The organism is Cupriavidus phytohabitans (genome assembly GCF_017815025.1).
Lineage (GTDB): Bacteria > Pseudomonadota > Gammaproteobacteria > Burkholderiales > Burkholderiaceae > Cupriavidus.
In genome coordinates this window covers 41,169-55,719 of record NZ_JAGIQB010000037.1, presented here as the reverse complement: position 1 = coordinate 55,719, position 14,551 = coordinate 41,169, and the positions used below count along the sequence as shown (strand labels likewise).

Sequence of the window (14,551 nt, the reverse complement as noted above, 5' to 3'; positions counted from 1 at the left end):
GGACCAGCGGGCGCTACGGCGCTGGCATTGAAAACCTCTCCAAGGCCAGCAATGGCCAGGGCGCCGTGGTCATATCAGGCCGGCCCCGGCCAGTTCCCGCTTCAGGTAGGCATAGAAGATCGGCCCTGCAATCACGCCGGGGATCCCGAACAGCGTCTCCATCAGCAGCATCACGACCAGCAGCTCCCACGCCGCCGCCTGGATACGCGCGCCGATGATGCGGGCGTTCAGGAAATACTCCAGCTTGTGGATCACCACCAGGAACACCAGCGACGCCACCGCGATCGGCAGCGACACTGACAACGACGCCACCACGATGGCCGTATTGGAAATCAGGTTGCCCAGCACCGGGAGCAAGCCGGCCACGAAGGTGATGACCACCAGCGTCTTCGACAGGGGCAGGTGCACGCCGAACAGCGGCAGCACCAGCAGCAGGTAAAGCGCCGTCAGCAAGGTATTGATCGTCGAGATCTGGATCTGCGCAAAGATGAACTGCGAAAACGCCTGCTGCAGCGTACGCGCCCGCGCCACCAGCGCAGCCGCCAGCGGCCGGCGGTTCGGCCGCGACACTGCCCGGTAAAGCGCCACCATCGCGCCGATCACCAGTCCGATCAGGATATGCACCAGCGTGCGCAGGACCTCCGCCCCCAGCTTCTGCGCCATGGCCGCATGCGCGCGCAGCGCTTCGATCAGCGCCGTGGCCAGCTCGTCCACCCCGTTAGGCAGCGCGTCGCTGAGCCACGACGGCAACTGCCCGCGCGACTGGTCGATAATGTCGGCGACATGGTTCAGCAGTCCGTCCAGCGTATTGCCCTCGCCACTGACAAAGCGCACCAGCAACCAGCCGGCCAGCGACAGCCCGAGCAGGATCAGCGCCGACAGGATCGCCACCGCCAGCGCATCGTGCCGCTGGTTCAGCCGCTTCAGCCGCGGCGCCAGCACATCGACCAGGGAATACAGCAGCAGCCCGGACAGCAAGGCTGCCACCAGGTTCGCCTGGAGCACGGTCCAGAGCGCCAGGGCAGTCAGGACATAGGCGACGGCACCGACGCTGTACCACGCGGCCGGCAGAAGGCGCGGGGCGTTGGTCGGGTCGGGGTCTTTCATTTATGGTCTCCGGCGTTGGGGGCCACGATACGCGCGCGGCGGTTGCGGGGCGGATCAGCTAGCGCTCGATTGTCGGGGCGGGGGCGGGGTTAGGCAAGCACTGGGACGCGCCAGCCAGGTGCTCCAACGGTGACTATATTAGGGGCATCGGCTTCGATATCGGAACGGCATTCCCCATGGCATATACCCACACCATTGGCAGCCAGCGCCATGTCTTCGGCGACCTGCGCACGCTGCTGGCCAAGGCCAGCCCGGCGCGCTCCGGCGATGCCCTGGCCGGCATCGCCGCCGCCAGCGAGCAGGAACGGATGGCCGCGCGCCTGGCGCTGGCCGACGTGCCCCTGGACCGGTTCCTCGCCGAGGCGCTGGTGCCCTATGAAGAGGATGAGGTCACGCGCCTGATCGTCGACCGGCACGATGCCTCTGCGTTTGCCGCGATCGCCGCCACTACGGTCGGCGACCTGCGCAACTGGCTGCTGCGGCATGAGACCGACACCGCCACGCTGGCGCGCGTCGCGCCCGGTGTCACCCCCGAAATCGCGGCCGCGGTCAGCAAGCTGATGCGCAACCAGGATTTGGTGGCGGTGGCGCGCAAATGTCAGGTGGTGACGCGCTTTCGCGATACCGTCGGCCTGCCGGGGCGGCTGGCGGTGCGGCTGCAGCCGAACCATCCTACCGACGATCCCAAGGGCATCGCCGCTTCCGTTATCGATGGCCTGCTGTATGGCTGCGGCGACGCCACCATCGGCGTCAATCCGGCCTCGGACAACCTGGGCGCCATTGTCTCGCTGCTGCATATGCTCGATGCGCTGCGCAGCCGCTTCGATATCCCGACGCAGACGTGCGTGCTGACCCACGTCACCAACACGCTGCGCGCGATCGCGCAGCGCGCGCCGGTGGACCTGGTGTTCCAGTCGGTGGCGGGCAGTGAACGCGCCAATACGGCCTTCGGCATCAGCCTGGCGCTGCTGGCCGAAGCCCACGACGCCGCGCGGGGCCTCGCGCGTGGCACGGTCGGCGACAACGTCATGTATTTCGAAACGGGGCAGGGCAGCGCGCTGTCGGCCAACGCCCACCATGGCGTCGACCAGCAGACCATGGAGGCGCGCGCCTACGCCGTGGCGCGTGCGTTCTCCCCGCTGCTGGTCAATACCGTGGTGGGCTTTATCGGGCCGGAATACCTGTACGACGGCAAGCAGATCATCCGCGCCGGGCTCGAGGACCACTTCTGCGGCAAGCTGATGGGCGTGCCGATGGGCTGCGACGTTTGCTACACCAATCATGCCGAGGCCGACCAGGACGACATGGACACGCTATTGACGCTGTTCGGCGTGGCCGGCATCAACTTCATCATGGGCGTGCCGGGCGCCGACGACATCATGCTGAACTACCAGAGCACTTCGTTCCACGATGCGCTGTACCTGCGCGAAGTGCTGGGCCTGCGCCCCGCACCGGAGTTCGAGCAATGGCTGCAGCGCATGGGAATCGCCGATGGCGCCGGCCGACTGCTGGAGCCGTCCGGGCGCCTGCCGCTGCTGCAGATGGCGCACAGCCTGTAAGGCCGCCCCCGAGCCACTCTTCACGACACGCCATGCCTGAGCTTCCTTCGCCCCCTGCCCCCCCTGCCAATACCGCCGCTACGCCGGACGCCGATCCATGGCAGCGCCTGCGCCAGTTCACGCGCGCGCGCATCGCATTGGGCCGCACCGGCCACAGCCAGACCACAGACGCCGTGCTGGCGTTCGGCCTGGCCCATGCGCAGGCTCGCGATGCCGTGCACTTGCCGCTGGACGCCGAGGCCATCGCCGACGCACTGCGGCAGGCCGGGCTCGACCACGTGCTTGCCCACAGCGCTGCGCCCGACCGCACCCATTACCTGCGGCGCCCGGACCTCGGCCGGGGCCTGGATGACGAGAGCAGGGAGCGCCTGGCCGCGGCGCGACCGCAGCAGGCGCCCGATGTCGTGTTCGTGATCGCCGACGGACTTTCGGCCCTGGCCGCGCAAACGCACGCGGTGGCGGTGCTGGAAGCGACGCGCCAGCGCTTGCCGCAGGCATGGCGGATCGGACCCGTGGTGGTGGCGGAACAGTCGCGTGTCGCGCTCGGCGACGATATCGGCGCCGTGCTGGGCGCGCGTCAGGTGGTGATGCTGATCGGCGAACGGCCCGGGCTGAGTTCGCCCGACAGCCTCGGCATCTACCTGACCTATGCGCCGCAACCCGGCCGTACCGATGCCGAGCGCAACTGCATCTCCAATGTGCGGCCCGAAGGACTGTCCTATGCGCAGGCCGCGCAACGGCTGGTGTTCCTGCTGCGTGGCGCCGTGGCAATCGGGCGCTCGGGCGTGGATCTGAAGGACGACAGCGAGCACGCATTGGCCGGAGCGACGCCGCAGGCAACTCCGTTGCAGGACCACCCATGAAAAACGGCCACCGTGGATGAATCCGCGGTGGCCGCAGCGCAACGTAGCCGCGCTACATCATGCGGCGTGAGAAGTGCCCGGGCGTGGCATCTGACATCAGGTCCATGAACTGGTCCCGTGTCATGTGCACCAGTTCCTGGTGGTCGCCGCCCTCGAAATACACTTCGGGCTGCTGCATCAGGCTGTCGTCGACATAGGTTTGCATGCCATACGCCATGGCGACCGGCGGGATCGCACCAAGGTCGCAATCCTTGAAGATCTCACGGATTTCATCCTCATGCGCGAGCACCAGGTCGCGGCCGGTCTGTTCGCAGATTGCAGCCATCTGCAGGTGATGGCTCGAAGGGATCACGGCGGCGACATAGCCGCGCTCGTCTTCGAGCAACAGGGTCTTGGCCAGACGGTCTCCGGGAATGTGCGCCGCCTCGGCAGTGGCCATGCTGCTGAGGGTGTAGGGGTGGCGGATAATGTCGTACTGGGTATTCTTGCTACTCAGGCAGTTTGCGAGCGTGCTAGACAGGGCCATGGTTGCTCCTCAGGACAGGGATACGCCTACGGTTATCCTTGTGCTCCTAATATAGTGCCTGGCGCCGTGCCCAACGGCTCCCGATCCGCTTTGCACCCCTAGCGGTGCAGCCGCGGCCACACCGCCTGCAGCTCCGTTTTCAGGAAGTTCAGCAGGTAGCGCGTGGCCAGTGTCTGGTAGCGGTTTGGCATGGTCAGCATGTACAGCCGGCTGCCGAACACGCTGATGCGGTAATCCGGCAGCAGCTGCACCAGCCCGCCGCTCGCCAGTTCCTCGCCGATCGCGTAGATCGGCGTGATGCCGATGCCCAGGCCGGCTACCACCGCTTCCTTCAGGAAGCCGAAGTTGTCAGAACTGAGCGTCGGCTCCAGCACGACCTGTTCGCGGGTTTCCTGCGCTTCGCTGCCGGGCCGCGTTCCCGCGACCTTCAGCTTTTGGCCCACCGGCGAGGCGCATACGATCGCCTGCCCCTGCAGGTCGGCGAGCGCCTGGGGCAGGCGATGGTTTGCCAGGTAAGCGGGCGAGGCGCAGATGACCCAGTCCACCGCGCCGATCTCGGTGGCGACGACTGAATCGGGCGGCGTGGAAATGATGCGCAGCGCCACGTCCACATCCTCGGACACCAGGTTGTGCACGCGGTTGTCGAAGACGACATCGAGCGTGATGTCGGGATAGCGCTGCTTGAACTGCACCAGCAGCGGCGACAGCAGCGTATGGCCGAGGCCGGTAGGGACCGAAAGCCGCACATGGCCCCGCAGGCTCTTGCCCATGTTGCTGATCAGCGCATTTGCCGCCGCCACCTCGCCGAGGATATTGCGCCCGTGCTCGTACAGCCCGGCACCCACCGGGGTGGGCTCGACATGGCGGGTGGTCCGCCGCAGCAGCTGCACGCCCAGCTCTTCCTCCAGCGCCTTCAGGCGGTAGCTGACATTGGCGCGCGTCATCTTGAGCTTGCGCGCGGCTGCGCTCAGGTTGCCGGCGTCGACGATGTCGACGAACAGGCGCAAGGCGTTGAGGTCCATGGCTAGAAGGAAACAAAAAAGGCCCGGCCAGCCGCGTGGCGGGCGCCGGCCCCGTATATTGCCATGCTGGCGCGCGCACCTCGGCGCTGCCGTGCAGCATATGGCGAAGTCAGGCTCGGTGTCATCGGGGCTTGCTGGAGATTGTCCAGCCGGCAGGACAGTGTGTCCCGCGTTTCAGCCGCCCCAGACGGCTTTCCAGGCCGCGCATCGCTTGCACTGAACGCGGCTCTGGGCAATGATTCGAGCCACACCGTCAACCGGCCCGACGCGCCCCCGTTTGCCATGCACCGCTTGATGCGCCGCTGGCTGTGCCTGCCTTTGATCATTGCCGGCGCCAGCGCCTCTGCCCAGGACCTGGTCGAATGCAAGCGGATCGAGCATGACCAGCTGATTGCCGCCACCCAGGAAACGCTGCTGTTCCTGCGCTGCCGCGCGCGCCAGGTTGCCTACGAAGCGCCACGCCTCAAAGGCGTATCGCAGCGCTTCAAGGATGACCTGATGTTCGCTTGCCTGGACCAGGCGGACGCGGTCGAACACCAGTTGCGCGTACGTCATGGCTATTCGCGGGAATCGCTGGCGCGCCAGCGCTGCCTTGCGCCGGCCGGTGCGCCTGGCTGAGCCACGCGGCTGCCCTCGACGAGCCGCCGCGCCGGCACGGCTCACGCTTCCCGCGTCATGCCGGCCAGGTCGATCCACTTGCGGAACTGCTCCTCGGTCACATGTCCGGACGCGATCGCGGCTTCCCGTAGCGACAGGTTGCGCTGCACCGCCAGCTTGGCGATCTCGGCGGCCTTGTCGTAGCCGATATGCGGGTTGAGCGCCGTGACCGGCATCAGCGAGCGTTCCAGCAGTTCTGCAATGCGCCCGCGGTCGGCCTCGACGCCCTCGACCATATGCTCGGCAAAGCTCGACGCCGCCCCCGCCAGCAGGCTGACCGACTGCAGCAGGCTGTAGATGATCACCGGCTTGTACGCATTCAGCTCGAGCGTGCCCAGGCCGTTGGCCAGCGTCACCGTGGTGTGGTTGCCGATCACGCGGCAGCACACCATGGCCAGCGCCTCCGCCTGGGTCGGATTGACCTTGCCCGGCATGATCGACGAGCCTGGCTCGTTGGCCGGCAGGATCAGCTCGGCGAAGCCTGCGCGCGGCCCCGAGCCCAGCAGCATGAAATCACGCGCGATCTTCAGGAATGACGAAGCGGTGGTGTTGAGCGCGCCCGACAGGTCCGCCAGCGCATCATGCGAGGCCTGCAGCGCGTAGCGGTTGGGCGCGGGCTCGAACGGCAGGCCGGTGTAGTCGGCCAGGGCGCGCGCAAAGGCCGCGGCAAAGCCGTGCGGCGCGTTCAGCCCGGTGCCGACCGCGGTGCCGCCCTGCGCGACTGGCATGGCGCGCAGCATGGCCTGCTGCAGCCGCGATTGCGCATCCGCGACCTGCGTCATGTAGCCAGAGAACTCTTGGCCCAGCGTCAGCGGGACCGCGTCCTGCAGGTGCGTGCGGCCCACCTTGACGATATCGGCAAAGGCTTCCACCTTGCGCGCGAAAGTCTGCTGCAGCTGCTCCAGCGCCGGCAGCAGCTGTTGCTGGATCGCACGCGTCGCGGCGATGTGCATCGCGGTCGGGAAGCTGTCGTTGCTCGACTGGCTGGCATTGACATGGTCGTTCGGATGCACCGGCTGCTTGCTGCCGACTTCGCCGCCGAGCAGCTGGATCGCGCGGTTGGCGATGACCTCGTTGAGGTTCATGTTGGTCTGCGTGCCCGATCCGGTCTGCCAGACCGACAGCGGAAACTCCTGCGGCCAACGGCCTTCGATCACTTCCGTGGCCGCCTGCTCGATGGCGTGCGCCAGCTCGGGCTGGAGCACGCCCAGTTCACGGTTGGCGCGGGCCGCACACAGCTTCAGGATGGCGAAGGCCTCGACCAGCGCGGGCGGCATCTTCTCGTCGCCGATGCGGAAGTTCTGGCGCGAGCGTTCGGTTTGCGCACCCCAGAGGCGGTCGGCGGGCACCGGCACATCGCCCAGGCTGTCTTTCTCGATGCGGGTGTTGCTGGCGGCAGGCTTGGACATGGACAGACTCCTTGGCAAGGCAAGGGACGCCGCTGCGGGCGCCGGAATTGCCGAATGGAAGGAACGCGGCGCAAGGCGGGTGCCGGCGAGTCATGCCGTCGAAAGCCAGGCCGCGCCCCGGCCGTGTGTGTGCAGTCCACCAGACTACCCGCAGGCGCGCTGCGTGCGTTCAAGTCCATGCTGCCCGCCGGGTTAACCCACATGCGGCCGACGCGGCGGGCCGGGGCGCGCTACGCCGTCATCTTGAGGCACTGCTCCATGCAAACCGTGCAGGCCCGCGCGCACTCCTGGCAATGCTCGGCGTCATGGCGCTCGCATTCCTCCTTGCACCACTTGCAGACTTCGGCGCAGTCCTCGCAGACCAGCGGCGCGAACTCGCTGTTGCGCAGCATGTAGGAGGCGGCCAGCTGCGCGATGCCGGCGACATCCATGTCCAGCGCAATGCAGCGCGCCATCCTGTGCACGTCCTGCTCTTCCAGGCAGGCCGCAGCGCATTTCAGCGCGGCGGCGGCACAGGCGTTGCACGCGGCGATGCAGTCGGCGTAGCGGGCGGCGTTTTCCTGCACGGTGGGTCGGATCATCGAGCGTCCTCCTTCGGGGTAGTGGATGGAACCGTGAATGCCGGCGTGGGAACCGGCGGGCGCGGACTCACACCTCGCCGCCACTGTCGGCGGCAAGCGCGGTCCCATGGCATGCCCGCGGTGATGCGGGCGCCGCAAAGGCGCTGTCACGGGGCATCGTTATCCACAATAGCAGGCGAAAGTCGATCCTGCGGGCCCGGTACTTGCAGCGCCGTGGTGGTTACAATGCCGCCTGCGCCAGGCGTTCCGGATGAGGGGGCGCGGGTATCGTGCCCGGCACCCGGTGCGGCCGTCGGGCACCACCGCCCCCTGAACCGCATCTAACAGGAAACCGCAGACAGCACAGACAGCATGGAGCACGCCCAGGCTCCGGCCGGGCATGCGACAGGCCGCCAGACGGCCACCCAACAACACACCGCACCGCGCGGCCACCGTGGCCGCGGCGGGGCAAGCACACCGGCAGCACGGGAAGGAAGGACATCATGGGCGAGGCAAAGAGACGGGGCACCCCCGAAGAGCGTGCGGCACAGGCGCGCGCGAAGGTCGAGGCCTTGCGCCCCGCGCAGCTGGTCTGCGGGCACTGCAAGACTGCGTTCAAGCAGTTCGACACCCTCAACGTGCCGGGCCTGCCCGGCATCGACGCCGTATTCGGCGGAGAATGCCCCAGCTGCGGCAACGACGTGGTGGTCTTCAAGGGCGCGCCGGAAGCCGTGGCGCAGGCCATGATCGCCTGGGAAAAAATGCTGGGCGCCGACGCCCAGCTTGGCTACCAGTCCAGCGACGGGCGCCATGTCCCGTTCGAGCCGGAGGGCAGCGCTGCGGAAACTGCCGGTGCCGTGCCCGGCAAGCCCGGCGGCACGCTGCATTGACGGGCTGCCGGCCCTCGCGGCCGGCAGCCTTGGCAACTGCTCCGCACGCGCCTGCTGGGGGCTGAGCTCGCCGGCCAGTTCGGGCGGACCGGTTTCCTAGCGTCCGCGCCCGGCGCCCCTGGCGCGGTACAGCCCTTGTGCATCCGGCGCGGCCTTGTGCATCCGGCACGGTATAGTGCCGCGTTATCGCAAGGCACGCAGTCCATTTCCCGGGCGCTGGCCAGCCTGCCGGGGTTCCGTGGCAGGCGCGTCGCCGGCGCCAGACCGTTACCGAAGACCATGAGACTGACTGCGCTTTCCCCTGCCTTGCTAGCGCTGCTGGTCGCGGCAAGCGGGGCGCTGCTGACTGCGGGGGCGTGGCGCCAGGTACAGCAATTCGAGCTGCGGGTGGCTCAACAGCATTTCGATGCGCTGCTGAACCAGGCCGACAGCGCACTGCGCGAACGCATGCTCGAGAACGAAAGGCTGCTGCGCGGCGTGGCGGGCCTGATGACGGCCAATCCGGCAACTTCGCGCGCGCAATGGCGCAACTATCTCTATACCGCCCAGCTCGACGAGCTGCCGCCCGGCACGCAATCGATCGGCTACGCACCGCTGGCGGCACCGCGGCAGGTCGAATCCCTGGTCGCGGCCGCGCGCGCCGATGGCCTTGCCGGTTACGGGATTCATCCCGCCGGCAGCCCGCGCAGCCTCTACGCGCCCATCCTCTATGTGGAGCCGCTGGCCGGGCGCAACGCCCGCGCCGTTGGCTTCGACCTGCTGTCCGAGCCGTCCCGTCGCGCCGCGATGGAAGCGGCGCGCGACAGCGGCGAGCCCCGTCTGACGCGCGGGCTGGAGCTGGTGCGCGAGTCCGAGGCGGCGCAGCGCCAGCGCGGCGCGCTGCTGTTCCTGCCGGTCTACGGTGGCGGCGTGGCCGCCAGCACGCCGGCGCAGCGGCGCGAGGCGGTGGTCGGCTATGTCTTTGTATCGCTGCGCCTGGGCGACCTGATGCGCGGGGTCGGCGCGCCGGCACTGGCGGACCTTGAGCTGTCGTTGCACGAGGGCACGCCCGCCGTGCCCGGGCCGCTGCTGTCGGACACGGCCGCCGCCGCGCAGCGCGACGACGGTAACGCCCTGCTGCTGCACGGCGAGCGCCAGTTCCGCTATGGTGGCGCCACGTGGCTGCTGCGTGCAGCCACGCGTCCCGCCTTCGCAGCGGCATATGGCCCGCGCCAGGGGTATGCCGTGCTGGCCGCGGGTGCGCTGGCCACGCTGGCGCTGGCCGGCATGACCTGTGCGCTGGCACTCCAGCGCCGCAGAGCCGGGCAACGCGAGGCCCAGGCAGTCCGCGCCTGGGAGGACGGCAATGCCACGCTGCAGGCCTGCATGGCGCAATCCGCCGATGGCTTTGTCCTTACCGATGCCAACGGCGTGGTCGTGCGTGCCAGCGAGCGCGCCGGCAAGCTGTTCGGCATCGCGCCGGCCGACCTCGTCGGTCGTAACCTCGATACGCTCGCCCCCGGTGCCATCGTTGTTGCGGATGGCGACGCTGGTGCTGGCCTGGCCGGCGGCGCTGCGCAGCGCGAGCTGAACGGCGTGCGCAGCGACGGCAGCCGTTTCCCGCTGCGCGCCAGCGCCGCGCACCTGCCCGGCGCCGACGGCGGCGCCCACCGGCTGTGGGCCATCACGGATCTGGAGCCGCAGCACCGCGCGCACCAGGCCGCCGCGCACCAGGCTGCGCTCTATGCCGGCCTGGTCGACCATGCCAACTTCGCCGTCATCACCTTCGGCGACGACGGCGTGGTCACCAGCGTCAATGCCGCGGGCACCCGCATGCTGTGGTACGCCGCCGCCGAGCTGGTCGGCCGCATGCCGGTCACCGGCCTGCATCTTGCCGACGATCTGGCCGCGCACGCGCGCGCGCTCAGCCAGGAGCTGGGCGAACCGGTGCCCGCCGGAATGCCCGCGCTGGTCGCCAAGGCGCGGCTCGGCCTGAGCGACGAACGCGAGTGGACGTGGGTGCGCAAGGGCGGCTCGCGCCTGCCAGTGCAGGTATCCGTGGCATTGCTGGCCGCGCCGCCGGACGGGCCCCCGGCAGGCTACCAGGCCATCGCCTACGACCTGACCGAGCGCCGCCGCGTCGACGAATACATCCGCCACCTGGCGTTGCATGACCCGCTGACCGGCCTGCCCAACCGCGCCGAACTCAACGAGCGCGCGCAACCCGTGCTGCTGCATGCGCGCCGTCATGGCGAACGCGTGGCACTGCTGCTGCTGGACCTGGACCACTTCAAGCACATCAACGATTCGCTCGGCCACCCGGTCGGCGACGACGTGCTGCGCACCATGGCCGACCGCCTCAAGGGCGCCGTGCGCCAGGGCGACCTGGTGGCGCGCATGGGCGGCGACGAATTTGGAGCGGTGCTGGGCGGCCTGCGCGACGACAGCGAGGCCGAGCTGATTGCCGCCAAGATCCAGGCGCGCGTCAACGAAGAACTGCTGGCCGGCGGGCAGCGCCTGCGCGTGACCCCGTCGGTCGGCATGGCGGTCTTCCCCGACGACGGCGATTCGCTGACCGAGCTGATGAAGTCCGCCGATGCCGCGGTCTATGCCGCCAAGCAGGGCGGCCGCGCGCAGCTGTGCCGCTTTGCCGCGTCAATGGCCGAGGCCTCGCTGGCGCGCTTCACCATAGAGGGCCTGCTGCGCCGGGCGCTGGCCGGCAACGAATTCCGGCTGCGCTACCAGCCCATCGTCGATACCGCCACGAAAGCGATTACCGGCGTCGAGGCGCTGATCGCCTGGGAAACACCCGAGCGCGGCCCGATGCAGCCGTGCGAGTTCATCCCCATCGCCGAGCAGAGCGGCCTGGTCGCGCCGCTTGGCGAATGGACGCTGGCCACCGCCTGCCGCGAGATCCAGGCGCTGCGCCAGGCGCTGGGCCGCGACATCGAGGTGGCGGTCAATATCTCGCCACTGCAGCTGCGCCAGGCCGGCTTCCCGGACACCGTGGCGCGCTGCCTCGAGCAGGCCGGCCTGCCGCCGTGGCAACTGGTGATCGAGGTTACCGAAGGCATCCTCGTCGACGGCGGCGAGACCACCATCGAAACCTTCCGCCGGCTGCGCGCGCTTGGCGTGGCACTGTCGATCGACGATTTCGGCACTGGCTATTCGGGCCTGAACTACCTGACCCGGCTGCCGATCGACCGGCTCAAGATCGACAAGTCCTTCGTCGACGACGTGGCCACGCCCGGCCACGATCAGGCGGTCGCTGCCGCGATCATCGCGCTCGGGCACCAGTTGCACCTGAAGGTGGTTGCCGAGGGTGTCGAAACCGCGGCGCAGTTCGAGTTCCTGCGGTCGCAGGGCTGCGACGGCGTGCAGGGATTCCTGTTCTGCCAGGCGGTGCCGCCGCATGCGTTGCGCCAGTTGCTGGAGACAGGCCTGGAAACGGCGCTGGCCGACCCGGCCTCACTGCGGCAATAGGCCGCCCGCACCGGACGGCAATCTCGCAGAAACGGGTACGCCCGGTCTCGGTCGGGGGCGTGGGGAACGCGCGGACCGGTCAGGCTTTGCGCGGCGTGTCGGGGGTGGTAAGGTCGGCGTGCAGGCGGCGGTACAGCTCGTCGATGCGCTGGCGGCTGGCCGCCAGTTCCTCGCGGCCGCGCTCGGTCAGCTGGTAGACGCGGCCGATGCCGTCACGCAACACGCTTTCGAGGTAGCCCTCCATCTGCAGGGCCCGCAGCAAGGGACGCACGGTGCCGATGTCGACCTGGAAGCCATACTCCAGCAGCATGTCGGCGAGCATGGCCACCGTGGCGGGGACTTCGAGGGCAAATTGCAGGACGTAGACGCGGGCAAGCAGGCCCAGGAACTGTCGTTTCATGAAATCTGGCAACGCGGCAGCCGACCCGGTGGTTGACGCGGGCGGCATCCTGGATGTTTGGGTTTGCAGACCTTGTACCGGCAAAAGCGGAAACGCTGCCAGTTGGCGGGATTTTACCGTGCTGAGTGTGACTGATAAGTAACTTTAAACAGCGCAGGCAAAAAAGAAGCCGCCAGGGTTCCTGGCGGCTTGTCGGGAATGCGTCGGAGGGGTCAATTAACTCTGGCGCAGACCAGAGTTTAATTTAATTGAATACGGATTGTCACCTGTCTGTTTCGGCACCCCTCCCAGGGAGGGGTATGGGTGAAGGCGGTTCGAACGAAAAACGCCCAGCAGTTGTTCCCATTGTGCCCAAAAAGGCGCGTTAATGTGAGGTAGATCCATCAACTGCTGCGAAAAAGCGACGTCGCATGTGCGGCATGAATCGCATGTAACGGATGCAGATGTCCGGATCCGGCTTGCGCCCGTGCCGGCACCGGCGTCAAATCGCGACACCTCCATCCCGCCGTGGTCCTGCGGCATGCCACCGCCTTCCATGAAACCCACCGATCTCGCACGCCTGCTTGCCTTGGCTGCCCTCTGGGGCGCCAGCTTCCTGTTTATCCGCATCGGCGCGCCCGTGCTCGGTCCGATGCCGGCCGCATTCGTGCGCGTGCTCGTTGCCGCCATCACGCTCGCCGTGTGCCTGCCGATGCTGGGGCTGCGCTGGGACATGCGTGCCAAATGGCCGGCGGTGCTCGCACTGGGCGTGATCAACTCCGGCATTCCGTTCGCCATGTACGCGGTGGCGGCGCTGTGGCTGCCGGCGGGCTATTCGGCGGTGTTCAATGCCATGACGCCGCTGATGGGCGTCGTGATTGGCGCGCTGGCCTTTTCCGAGCGGCTGACGCGCGCCAAGGCGGTGGGCGTGATGCTGGGCGTGGCCGGCGTGGCGGTGCTGACGCGCACCGGCCCGGTCGCGTTCTCCACCGAAGTGCTGCTTGGCGCGCTGGCTTGCCTGGTAGCGACCGCCTGCTATGGCCTGTCCGGCTTCCTGGCGCGACGCTGGATCACCGAGCGCGGCGGCCTGGACAGCCGCCTGGTCGCGGCCGGCAGCATGGTCGGCGCGACACTGTTCCTGCTGCCGTTTTGCGTGGTTGCGCTGTGGCGCCACAACACGCTGCCCGATGCCGGCGTCGGTGTGTGGTCCGCCATGGCGGGCCTGGGCGTGCTCTGCACGGCGCTGGCCTACATCCTCTATTACCGGCTGATTGCCGACCTTGGCCCGGTGCGCTCGCTGACCGTGACTTTCTTGATTCCGCCATTCGGCATCGTCTGGGGCGCGCTGTTCCTGGGCGAAGCGCTGTCGTGGGCCCACGCGGTGGGCGGCGCGCTGATCGGCCTGGCGGTGTGGCTGGTGTTGCGGCCAGCGGCGGCCGACGTGCCGACAGCCGCGGCGTTGCGGGGGGCCGCGAAGCGCTGAACTGTCAGCAGCGGACCTCGGGCGTGCTCAGGCTTGCGTGGGCAGCGCCGCGGACATGTGTGTTTCGTCCGGTTCACTGGCACGGCACTCGGGACAGACGCCATACAGCACCAGCATGTGCTCGCGCAAGATAAAGGCGTTGTCGGCGGCTACCTGGCGCTGGCGCTGCTCGATGCTTTCGTCGCGGAATTCTTCCACGCGGCCGCAGGCAACACAGATCAGATGGTCATGGTGCCCGCCTTCGTTGAGTTCGAACACGGCATGGTCGGACTCGAAGGTGTGGCGCAGCAGGATGTCGGCCTGCACCAGCTGGTTAAGCACCCGGTACACCGTGGACAGGCCCGCATCTTCGTCCTGGGTCAGCAGGATGCGATAGACATCCTCCGCACTGAGATGGCGCCGTGCGCTGGTGCGGAACACTTCAAGGATCCGCATCCGCGGCGACGTGGCTTTCAGGCCGGCGCGCTTGAGGTGGATCGGATTGGACCGTTCGGATGACATGGCGGATGGCATTGGGATCCTGCTGTTGCCCCGCTTCGGGCAGGGCGGCACCGTGCCAGTCGCCGCGCTGGGGCGGCGTCGATGGCTTGGCGGGATATTCAGGCTGGAGCGCCAGGGCCGGCCGCGCGCAGCG

Annotated in this window: 13 protein-coding genes; 6 read left to right on the top strand and 7 right to left on the bottom strand. The window is 68.2% G+C overall.

Features of this window, described 5'->3' with window-relative positions; all coding sequences use genetic code 11:
- Nucleotides 1-69: 69 nt before the first annotated feature.
- Nucleotides 70-1,107 (bottom strand): AI-2E family transporter, encoded by a 1,038-nt coding sequence (locus tag J8I34_RS23375; RefSeq protein ID WP_209772642.1) that lies wholly within the window; start codon nucleotides 1,105-1,107, stop codon nucleotides 70-72.
- A 176-nt stretch (nucleotides 1,108-1,283) separates the two neighbouring features.
- On the opposite strand from J8I34_RS23375, the gene J8I34_RS23370 reads away from it, so the two are divergent.
- Nucleotides 1,284-2,666, top strand: coding sequence for an ethanolamine ammonia-lyase subunit EutB (locus tag J8I34_RS23370; protein WP_209807114.1), 1,383 nt, complete (start codon nucleotides 1,284-1,286; stop codon nucleotides 2,664-2,666).
- Nucleotides 2,667-2,698: 32 nt separating this feature from the next.
- The gene (gene eutC / locus J8I34_RS23365) at nucleotides 2,699-3,529 is read left to right on the top strand and encodes an ethanolamine ammonia-lyase subunit EutC (protein WP_051320312.1); all 831 of its coding nucleotides are present in this window, start codon (nucleotides 2,699-2,701) and stop codon (nucleotides 3,527-3,529) included.
- A 52-nt stretch (nucleotides 3,530-3,581) separates the two neighbouring features.
- Here the strand turns inward: eutC and J8I34_RS23360 are convergent, their stop codons facing one another.
- Together J8I34_RS23360 and J8I34_RS23355 are read right to left on the bottom strand one after the other, a co-directional pair.
- Nucleotides 3,582-4,055, bottom strand: a complete 474-nt coding sequence (locus tag J8I34_RS23360; RefSeq protein WP_029045060.1) for an aminoacyl-tRNA deacylase — start codon at nucleotides 4,053-4,055, stop codon at nucleotides 3,582-3,584.
- Nucleotides 4,056-4,153: 98 nt separating this feature from the next.
- Complete coding sequence (locus J8I34_RS23355; RefSeq protein ID WP_029045059.1) at nucleotides 4,154-5,077, bottom strand: LysR family transcriptional regulator; 924 nt, start codon at nucleotides 5,075-5,077, stop codon at nucleotides 4,154-4,156.
- A gap of 162 nt (nucleotides 5,078-5,239) precedes the next feature.
- On the opposite strand from J8I34_RS23355, the gene J8I34_RS23350 reads away from it, so the two are divergent.
- Nucleotides 5,240-5,695: a hypothetical protein gene (locus J8I34_RS23350; RefSeq protein WP_232232304.1), complete on the top strand. Its 456-nt coding sequence runs from the start codon at nucleotides 5,240-5,242 to the stop codon at nucleotides 5,693-5,695.
- A 41-nt stretch (nucleotides 5,696-5,736) separates the two neighbouring features.
- Here J8I34_RS23350 and fumC read toward each other — a convergent pair whose 3' ends face one another.
- Nucleotides 5,737-7,143 (bottom strand): class II fumarate hydratase, encoded by a 1,407-nt coding sequence (gene fumC / locus J8I34_RS23345; RefSeq protein WP_209807113.1) that lies wholly within the window; start codon nucleotides 7,141-7,143, stop codon nucleotides 5,737-5,739.
- Between the two features lie 230 nt (nucleotides 7,144-7,373).
- Nucleotides 7,374-7,724: a four-helix bundle copper-binding protein gene (locus J8I34_RS23340; RefSeq protein ID WP_029045056.1), complete on the bottom strand. Its 351-nt coding sequence runs from the start codon at nucleotides 7,722-7,724 to the stop codon at nucleotides 7,374-7,376.
- Nucleotides 7,725-8,206: 482 nt separating this feature from the next.
- On the opposite strand from J8I34_RS23340, the gene J8I34_RS23335 reads away from it, so the two are divergent.
- Together J8I34_RS23335 and J8I34_RS23330 are read left to right on the top strand one after the other, a co-directional pair.
- Complete coding sequence (locus J8I34_RS23335) at nucleotides 8,207-8,593, top strand: hypothetical protein (RefSeq protein ID WP_029045055.1); 387 nt, start codon at nucleotides 8,207-8,209, stop codon at nucleotides 8,591-8,593.
- Between the two features lie 279 nt (nucleotides 8,594-8,872).
- Nucleotides 8,873-12,055, top strand: coding sequence for a bifunctional diguanylate cyclase/phosphodiesterase (locus tag J8I34_RS23330; protein ID WP_209807112.1), 3,183 nt, complete (start codon nucleotides 8,873-8,875; stop codon nucleotides 12,053-12,055).
- Nucleotides 12,056-12,134: 79 nt separating this feature from the next.
- On the opposite strand, the gene J8I34_RS23325 is transcribed toward J8I34_RS23330, so the two are convergent.
- Nucleotides 12,135-12,455 carry a PadR family transcriptional regulator gene (locus tag J8I34_RS23325; RefSeq protein ID WP_209807111.1) on the bottom strand — a complete coding sequence of 107 codons (321 nt, stop codon included), beginning with the start codon at nucleotides 12,453-12,455 and terminating at the stop codon, nucleotides 12,135-12,137.
- A 535-nt stretch (nucleotides 12,456-12,990) separates the two neighbouring features.
- Between J8I34_RS23325 and J8I34_RS23320 the strand changes: the two genes are divergently transcribed.
- Nucleotides 12,991-13,917, top strand: a complete 927-nt coding sequence (locus tag J8I34_RS23320) for a DMT family transporter (RefSeq protein ID WP_209807110.1) — start codon at nucleotides 12,991-12,993, stop codon at nucleotides 13,915-13,917.
- Nucleotides 13,918-13,944: 27 nt separating this feature from the next.
- Here J8I34_RS23320 and fur read toward each other — a convergent pair whose 3' ends face one another.
- Nucleotides 13,945-14,418, bottom strand: coding sequence for a ferric iron uptake transcriptional regulator (gene fur, locus J8I34_RS23315; RefSeq protein WP_035876691.1), 474 nt, complete (start codon nucleotides 14,416-14,418; stop codon nucleotides 13,945-13,947).
- Nucleotides 14,419-14,551: the final 133 nt, after the last annotated feature.

What these genes read in the sequence shown, in the direction of transcription:
- J8I34_RS23370 (WP_209807114.1), top strand. Translation starts at nt 1,284, where the DNA reads ATGGCATATACCCACACCATTGGCAGCCAGCGCCATGTCTTCGGCGAC.
- J8I34_RS23340 (WP_029045056.1), bottom strand. Translation starts at nt 7,724, where the DNA reads ATGATCCGACCCACCGTGCAGGAAAACGCCGCCCGCTACGCCGACTGC.
- fur (WP_035876691.1), bottom strand. Translation starts at nt 14,418, where the DNA reads ATGTCATCCGAACGGTCCAATCCGATCCACCTCAAGCGCGCCGGCCTG.
- fumC (WP_209807113.1), bottom strand. Translation starts at nt 7,143, where the DNA reads ATGTCCAAGCCTGCCGCCAGCAACACCCGCATCGAGAAAGACAGCCTG.
- J8I34_RS23355 (WP_029045059.1), bottom strand. Translation starts at nt 5,077, where the DNA reads ATGGACCTCAACGCCTTGCGCCTGTTCGTCGACATCGTCGACGCCGGC.
- J8I34_RS23325 (WP_209807111.1), bottom strand. Translation starts at nt 12,455, where the DNA reads ATGAAACGACAGTTCCTGGGCCTGCTTGCCCGCGTCTACGTCCTGCAA.
- eutC (WP_051320312.1), top strand. Translation starts at nt 2,699, where the DNA reads ATGCCTGAGCTTCCTTCGCCCCCTGCCCCCCCTGCCAATACCGCCGCT.
- J8I34_RS23360 (WP_029045060.1), bottom strand. Translation starts at nt 4,055, where the DNA reads ATGGCCCTGTCTAGCACGCTCGCAAACTGCCTGAGTAGCAAGAATACC.
- J8I34_RS23375 (WP_209772642.1), bottom strand. Translation starts at nt 1,107, where the DNA reads ATGAAAGACCCCGACCCGACCAACGCCCCGCGCCTTCTGCCGGCCGCG.
- J8I34_RS23330 (WP_209807112.1), top strand. Translation starts at nt 8,873, where the DNA reads ATGAGACTGACTGCGCTTTCCCCTGCCTTGCTAGCGCTGCTGGTCGCG.
- J8I34_RS23320 (WP_209807110.1), top strand. Translation starts at nt 12,991, where the DNA reads ATGAAACCCACCGATCTCGCACGCCTGCTTGCCTTGGCTGCCCTCTGG.
- J8I34_RS23335 (WP_029045055.1), top strand. Translation starts at nt 8,207, where the DNA reads ATGGGCGAGGCAAAGAGACGGGGCACCCCCGAAGAGCGTGCGGCACAG.